The organism is Stenotrophomonas sp. Sm6012, assembly GCF_030985895.1.
Classification (GTDB): domain Bacteria; phylum Pseudomonadota; class Gammaproteobacteria; order Xanthomonadales; family Xanthomonadaceae; genus Stenotrophomonas; species Stenotrophomonas forensis.
Genome location: NZ_JAPTFX010000052.1, coordinates 21,590 through 28,871, shown reverse-complemented (window position 1 = coordinate 28,871; position 7,282 = coordinate 21,590). Strand labels below are relative to the sequence as shown.

The 7,282-nt window shown below is 59.8% G+C and carries 8 protein-coding genes; all 8 read left to right on the top strand.

Annotated elements, in window-relative coordinates; genetic code table 11:
- Nucleotides 1–444: 444 nt before the first annotated feature.
- The 8 genes from O0J73_RS11195 (at nucleotide 445) to O0J73_RS11160 (ending at nucleotide 6,977) form a co-directional block, all read left to right on the top strand.
- Nucleotides 445–1,011 carry a hypothetical protein gene (locus O0J73_RS11195; protein ID WP_008267292.1) on the top strand — a complete coding sequence of 189 codons (567 nt, stop codon included), beginning with the start codon at nucleotides 445–447 and terminating at the stop codon, nucleotides 1,009–1,011.
- A gap of 86 nt (nucleotides 1,012–1,097) precedes the next feature.
- The gene (locus tag O0J73_RS11190; protein ID WP_229298517.1) at nucleotides 1,098–1,787 is read left to right on the top strand and encodes a phage N-6-adenine-methyltransferase; all 690 of its coding nucleotides are present in this window, start codon (nucleotides 1,098–1,100) and stop codon (nucleotides 1,785–1,787) included.
- Nucleotides 1,780–2,568 (top strand): hypothetical protein, encoded by a 789-nt coding sequence (locus O0J73_RS11185; RefSeq protein ID WP_146256385.1) that lies wholly within the window; start codon nucleotides 1,780–1,782, stop codon nucleotides 2,566–2,568. The genes O0J73_RS11190 and O0J73_RS11185 overlap by 8 nt, the downstream gene beginning before the upstream one ends.
- Nucleotides 2,561–3,223 (top strand): N-6 DNA methylase, encoded by a 663-nt coding sequence (locus tag O0J73_RS11180; RefSeq protein ID WP_049451765.1) that lies wholly within the window; start codon nucleotides 2,561–2,563, stop codon nucleotides 3,221–3,223. The genes O0J73_RS11185 and O0J73_RS11180 overlap by 8 nt, the downstream gene beginning before the upstream one ends.
- A 499-nt stretch (nucleotides 3,224–3,722) precedes the next feature.
- Nucleotides 3,723–3,893: a ribbon-helix-helix protein, CopG family gene (locus O0J73_RS11175; protein WP_140222693.1), complete on the top strand. Its 171-nt coding sequence runs from the start codon at nucleotides 3,723–3,725 to the stop codon at nucleotides 3,891–3,893.
- Nucleotides 3,894–3,939: 46 nt separating this feature from the next.
- Complete coding sequence (locus O0J73_RS11170; RefSeq protein ID WP_008265409.1) at nucleotides 3,940–5,589, top strand: phage/plasmid primase, P4 family; 1,650 nt, start codon at nucleotides 3,940–3,942, stop codon at nucleotides 5,587–5,589.
- Between the two features lie 62 nt (nucleotides 5,590–5,651).
- On the top strand, nucleotides 5,652–5,897 hold the full coding sequence (locus O0J73_RS11165; protein ID WP_040008462.1) for a hypothetical protein: 246 nt from the start codon (nucleotides 5,652–5,654) through the stop codon (nucleotides 5,895–5,897).
- Nucleotides 5,898–5,963: 66 nt separating this feature from the next.
- Complete coding sequence (locus tag O0J73_RS11160) at nucleotides 5,964–6,977, top strand: zincin-like metallopeptidase domain-containing protein (protein WP_008264731.1); 1,014 nt, start codon at nucleotides 5,964–5,966, stop codon at nucleotides 6,975–6,977.
- The last annotated feature ends 305 nt before the right edge of the window (nucleotides 6,978–7,282 follow it).

Below are 7,282 nucleotides of genomic sequence, written 5' to 3'. Positions count from 1 at the left end.
GCGTGTCACCGGTAGAGTTTGAAAGGCGCTACGCGCAGAGCGGCAACTGAGTGTCTACAGAACTCTGGCCGGTCCACAGTCGTGACCCATTTCGACACGCAGTTTGTGGTCGAGTCCGTGGGGTGCCGCGCCGCTACGAAAGGCCATTCATCCAAGCCCGGCTTTGTTCTGGATACATACGATCAGCATGCACCCGGCGATTTGCAGCCTCCCTCGTGGCTCGGCAGCTTCCAGCCCCTCCTGCGCACGGCGCCGCTGCCCGGCTTGCAGTCCGAGTCGTAACCCCAACCCGGGCAGCGATCGCCTTTCCGGGCTTGCCTAAGGCAGTGCGGGCATCGCTTGCCTCTCTGCTGGCGCGCAGTAACCCAACCCCATAAAGCAAACGTTCAACGCGGCCCTTTGGCCGTGAGGGCGGAGCTTTGCCAAATCATCAAGGAACAGCCAATGAAACAGCGATACACCATCAGCGTCACCGGCCCGGTGTGGGTCGACTACAGCGTCGCCATGGATGTCACGTGTGTGTCCGATGCGATCAACCATCTTGAATCGCTTGATCCTGAAATCGCCGCACAGTGGCTGATTGAGTCATCGGCCTACTCTCTGGAAAGAATCGAACACGAGGTATGCGGAGGCGTGGGGGACGCGGTGTACGAGGCGATCCCGGACTACGTGTTCAACCGAGCCGGTGAGATGGAGTTCGGATCGGACGAGGAGGACGACCACGATGGTGTCGCCGATCCCGTCGCGCCCGCGTTGCCGCAACGCCTCTTGCTGACGGCGACGGGGCTCGCCAGCCGCCGCTACACCTTCGAAGCCGAGTCATGGGAAGACGCATTGAGTCAGTTTCACGGGCTCAGCACCGAGGAGCTCAATGCGCCGACGTGGAGCATTTGGGGAATTGATCTGGACGTGGACGTCAGCCTTGTCGTGGGGGCATTGGTCGAGGGCGGTGAAGCCGACGAAGACGCGCTGGAAGACATTGCCATGCACCTGGACGTGCAGCTGCCGTAGATGCCCTTGCTGTACCTCGGACCCGCTACGCAGGTCTGAATCCCTCGAACTAACAACAACTCCCTATCAACCATAAGGTGTGCACATTGAACATCCTCTCCGCTTCGTCTGACCCGAACAACCTCTTCATGCCGAAGGAGCGCAAAACCACCTCCATCCCCCGGACTAAAAAGCTCGCCGCAGCCACAGTTGGTTTCGACCGCTTGCCGCAGTTCGAGACAACCACCACTTGGCTCACCCCTCCGGAGCATATTTGGGGCAGCCCGAGGGAAGGCTTCACGGGCCTGGGGCCCTTCGACCTGGATCCGGCAACGCCCGAGAACGGGATGCCGTGGCCCACCGCGGCTCGGATGCTCAAGCCCAGCGATGACGGCCTGGCGTCGGAATGGCCGGCGGATGCCTTCGTTTTCATGAACCCGCCGTTCGGCCGGGGGCAAGAGGCCTGGATGGAGAAGATGGCCAACCACCCGGGGGGCGGCATCGCCCTGGTGTTTGCGCGAACCGAGACCCGCTGGTTCCAAAGTTTCGTGCTGAACCACCCCGATGTCAGCGCGGTGGTCTTCCAGGAGGGCCGCTTGAAGTTCCACCGGGCCAACGGAGACGTAGGTGACGCGCCCCCTGCTGGCCCTGCGTGGATTGCCTACGGCGAGGAGGGCGCCCGTCGCTTGAAGCGGGCGGTCAGGGAGGGGCAGATCCGCGGATGTTTCCTGGAGCTGGACTTTGCCCGGGTGAGTTCTGGGGTGGGCGCTGACGTGGGGGCGGCCAACGATGAGTAAGGGCACTTCGAAGAAGGCAAAGCCGACCGATCCCCGCAACAATGCTTACCAGCGGTTGTTGAAGGCTATCCAAGCCATCCCCGGGGAATCGCCCAGGGAAAAGATGCGCAAGTTCACCGCGTTTGCGCTGAAGGTTTGCGTGATCAATCAGGCCGAGGAGTTGTTCACCCGGGGATTTGGGCCCTTGGTCGCCTGGTGTGACTTGACGCTGCTTGGGACTGACGTGCAAGGAAGCGAGGATTGGTGCCACGAAGCGGGCCAGGCCTACGGCGGCGCAGTGGAAACCTTCGAGCCGTTCGAATGCATCCTGGGCCGATTGTTTAATGAGTTGGTGTGGTCAGGGAAAAAGAACGACGCTCAACATTTCACCCCTTGGGGCTTGGCGAGGGCGATGAACGCCTTTGCTCAAGCGCCTCAAAAAGACGAGTGGCCCATGGGTGACCCCACCTGCGGAGCCGGCACGCTGTTGCTTGTGAAGCTTCACGAACTGGCCGGGAAGGATTCGAAGGCCCTTCGGGGGCTTACCGTGAAAGCGAACGACCGCGATCCGTTGTGTGCTGCGATGACCGCACTTCAGTTGCTGTCAAACCAGTTGATCTGGCGGATGCCCATCGGGCGCGTGGTGGTCGAGTGCAAAGACATCATCACTCAATACCTGGAAACGCGGGTGGTGTTTTGGTCTCTCACGCGAGATCGGTTCATCGCCATGGATGAGGAGATCCGGCTCGAGAAGGCCAACCGGGTGACGGGCGCTGACATGGGGGCGGCCAACGATGAATGAGGTCGCCAACCTTGTGAAGGCCATCCGCGCCATCCCTTCCACTCCTGGCAAGCCGTGGAATCCGCGGGTTGCATTCGAAACGTTCGTTCAGCACGCACTGATGTCAATGGCACATATCCACGCAGACACCAAGGGTCACCTCGACACCAAAGTCCTTGCTTTTGGACCCTTGAAAAAAAATGTCGAAGAAGCGCCTGAAGTGGTAGCAGCCATCAACGCTTACATCAAAGCGGTCTTCGCAAGCAGGCCGTTTGACGATGTCCTGGGACGGGTCCATGCCGAGCTGCTGGCCAGGAAGGGTGGGGAAGGGCTGGGTCAGTCTTTCACTCCCGGCGATCTTCTCGATCTGGTTCAAACCCTTGCCACCAGGCATCGGCCTGGTGGGAGCGGAGCCAAGGTCTACGACAGCTGTTGCGGCGCGGGTTCGCTTGCCCTTGCCGCGATCAGGAGTCAACAGAAACACCTTCCAAGCGAAAAAATCCTGGTGCTGGCGGGGGACATCGATCCGTTGTGCGCAGCGATGACGGCTTTGCAGATCCACGCGAATCAAACGTTTCATTTCTTGCCGCTTGGGGCGGTCAAAGTCACGGTGGGGAACGAACTGATCGGTCCCAGGCGCCCCGGGTTTTGGTCCCGCTTCCACCTCTACGAGTAGAGGCCGGAGGCCCGCCTTTCCCTCTTCAAGACTCGGCGGCGAGCAGCCGCCGGCTCTTGCTTCAAGCCGCTTTTGCTCTTGTTTTTCCTAACAGGTAACAAGCACCTGTTACCCCCTTGTTACCCGTGAAAGCCTTGTCCCATAAGGAGGTAACAAGGGGTAACAGGGTAACGGGTGGATCGCGAGCTCCCGATGGGTGTATGCATGGATGTTGTGAGCGGTGAGTGGATTTTTCTTGCGTGGATCTCTTAAACCACTTGTTACCTTGTTACCACCTGTTACCCCCAGTAAACATAAGGGTTTGAAGGGTAACAAGTGGGTAACAAGCACTTGCTACCTCCCAGGCTGATGCTTGAGGTATTTCACACTTTCAAGTGTTTCTGGAGCATCGAAAGCAGAAACGAACATCCGTTGGCGCGAGCCCTTGCCAGTTCCGTAAAGCCTGCTTAGATGGATTTGTGGCCACAACAGGACCACAAATCAAGAAACGGAGCAGGCAGTGAAGACGAAACGCGAAAAGACCGCACGGGATGAGTTGTTGAAGGCCCGGGTCAGCAAAAGTTTTAAGGCGTTGGTGGAGGAGACGGCGGTGGCCCGTGGGCAAACCCCTTCCGAGGCCATGCGTCAGGCGCTTCAAGAGTGGGTGCATCGCCCCAGTCAAGCGGCATAAAAAACCCCGGGTGCGAACCGGGGCGTTTACTACTAGGGATTACAACATGAAGAGTAAGTCGAAGACTGGCCCTGTCAAGGGCGGGGAGGCCAATGGCGACGCCGTTGATCAGGCTCCGAAGAAAAAGGGCAAGGCCTTTGGGGCCGATGCCAATCCCAACGACGCCACGGATGACCTGGGCGTTATTGGGGAAGACCTCTCGTTTGAGCTGGCTTATGCCGACGATATGCGCCGCGCCAACTGTTTCCGCATTGGCGGCAAGATGGACAACGGCGAGATCGATTTTTCGCTGTATCAGTGGAATGAGTCCGAAGGCATCTGGGCCCCGCAAGCCACCCGGGAAGTAGAAGCCCACGCGTTGGACTGGATGCGCAAGCACGCCCCGGAGGACGCCAAGCAGAGCAGCGCGACCAGCTGCGTCAAGACGGCCATTCTCGAAATGATCCGCTTGCCTGGCATGAAGTTGCCTGAAAGCCAGCATCGGGCCATCGTGCCGCTGAAGGGCGGTTACCTGGAGATCCTCAAGGACGCCAACAAGAAGGCCTACATCGAATACCTGCCGGCCGACCCCAAACACGGGATCACTTCCTTGGTCCCAGCGAAGCTCAACCTCGACCAGGTGAGGTCCGGCCGCTACACCCCCAAGCCGTTGGACCCCAAGTCGCGGTGGGCCAAATATCTGGATCGCTTCATGCCGGACATGGCCGTGCGAGGGTTGCTTCAAGAAGCCATGGCGTCGTCGGTCATGCCGATGTGCCTGGAAAAAGCCTTCCTGTTGCTGGGAAGCGGCAGCAACGGCAAGAGCACCTTGCTTCACGTCCTGCGAGCCATCCACCCCAAGAACACTGCGGTCCGCATCGACAAGCTGGATGGGCAGTTCGCCATGGCACCTCTCGCTTCCAAGACTCTTTATCTGGCGACAGAGGCGCCCAAGGTCCTCTCCGATCCCATCCAGCAGGTCTTGAAGGCGCTTATCTCGCGCGATCCCATGTCAGCGGAGAACAAGGGCAAAGATGCCTACACCACGGTGCCGCGCGGCACGCTCTTCCTGGCACTGAACGCCATGTTCTCGGTGACGAGTCACGAACACGGCTTCTGGCGAAAGATTTGCATGATCCCGTTCAATGTGCGCCTGGCCGAGAACGACAAGGACCGCGATCCGGACTTCCACAAGAAGCTGACCGAGGACCCGGCGGAAATGGCCGTGATCATCGACTGGCTGCTGGAGGGGGCCATGCGCCTCATTGAGCGTGGCGGCCTGCCCGAGGAAATGCCCGAGGCCGTCAAAGCGCTGGCCGAGCAGACCCGGCAAGAGACGGACACCACGGCATCTTATTTCGCCGAGCGCATGGTCATCGAAGAAGAAGGCACGTGGACCGACAAGAACGACATCTATGCAGACTACCGAAACTACGTTCTGGATGAGCTGGGCCGCAAGCCGGTGGGTGCTGAAGAGCTTTGGAAGCGGGTGCGCGAACGGATGCCGGGGCTCCAGCAGAAGCAGAAGAAGGCGACGAAGGGATCGAAGGCCGAGCGCTGGGTCAACCTGCGCGTGGGGGGATTGAAGCCGCGCCTGGAGGGCGGGGCTCCCCAGGCCATCCCGGACGAGGAGGTTCCGTTGGGTGACCCTCTGAGCAAAGAGGCCATGGAAGCCATCGCCCTCCTGTCGGGCGCACCGATGGCTGAAGCCGCGTAGGCCTTTACAACCGGCGATGGTGCGCTATTGCAAAGGGGTATCCAAACCAAGACGGAGCCCCCATGCCATCGCCCGACCACATTCCCGAAGACGCTTTCCACGAAGAAGCTATCACCGCTGCCGATCTAGAGAGCCCAGAGACACCGGAAGCGGACCCGCAATACTTGCTCGTGCAAAGCGGGTTTGGTCTCCACGTCCGTCTGGGAAAAGACGGCGACCAGGGATTGCGCAGCGAGGACGAAATCGCCGAGCTGGTGCGGCGAGCGTTGTATCACCGCAAGAGTCTGACCCTTCATATCGAGTTCTGACCCCATCTACCCACAACCACCTGTTGAGAGGCGCAGGAGGTTGAAAAAGATTTGAGGCAACCACCCATGTCCAAGTATTCCGATCTCATCCAAGCCACCGCCGAGCGAATGCTCGACCTCATGAAGCAGGGCACCATCCCCTGGCGCCGACCCTGGAACGACCCCGACGCCCCGAAGAACGGCTCGATCAACGGGCCGTGGAATCCAACCTCGGGCAAGTCCTATAGGGGCTCGAACACACTGATCCTTCTCGGGGCGCAGATGGCCCATGGCTACAACGACAATCGCTGGCTGACCTACCGGCAGGCAGAAAGCATTGGGGCCCAAGTCAAGCGCGGCGAAAAGGGCCAGCAGATCGCTTACTGGGATTTCAGCAAGGCCGGCAAAGCCAAAGACGGTGCCGAGCCGTTGACCGAAGGCGAAGAGAAGAGCGGATACCAGGGACCATCGGTGTTCGTCGCCACGGTGTTCAATGCCAGCCAGATCGACGGCATGCCGGAGCCCCCGCCGCCCTTCGTCATGCCCGAGTCGATCCGTAACTTGCGTGTGCGGGAGCTGCTGGACCGTCACCAGCCGAAGGTTCACCACGACGGTGGCAACCGGGCGTTCTATAGCGTCGCTGCCGATTCAATCCACCTGCCGAAGCACCACACTTTCAGAGATGACGTCAGCTATCAGGCCACGCTGCTCCACGAACTGGCCCATTGGACTGGAGCGAAGCACCGCCTCGACCGAGACCAGACCGGGCGATTCGGCAGCCAGGACTACGCCAAAGAGGAGCTGGTTGCAGAGCTGTCCAGTTTGTTCATTTCCGAGCGCCTGGGCATTGGCTTAGGCAGGCAACACGAAGAGCAGCATGCGGGCTACCTGCAGAGCTGGATGAGGGCGCTTGAAGACGACGCGAAATGCCTGTTCCGCGCGGCCAGCCAAGCCGAGAAGGTCATGACCTTCCTCGACATTCCCGCGTTCGAGCGCGAACCGCTGCCGCAGGTCAAGAAGGAGCAGGGCATGGACCAGAGGCGGAAGGCGGAAGCCGACCGAAGGTCCCCATCGCGACGCAAGGAGCGCCAGGTTGCTTAGCGCAGGTAGGGGGTTGACCTTTTGAGGTTTCGAGTTAGAAATGAATGTGCTGGGGGAAGTCCCGGCTGTGGTCCGATTCCTCTACTTCTAACTGAGAACTTTTCCAGGGTGAGCGGTTAGAAGGTGGTTGGGTGGTTATCCTTGCTGTTTTTGGTGGTTTCCGGTGGTTGCTGTCGCCGGGGTGGAAAGAATGCTTAGTTAACCGACCTGAGAAATCAATAACTAGGCGCCATGTTTTTTCTTGAGCTTCTTACGCTGGGTTGAGAGGGGTGGCGAAAGCCGCCCCTTTTCTCTTTGCAGCCCCT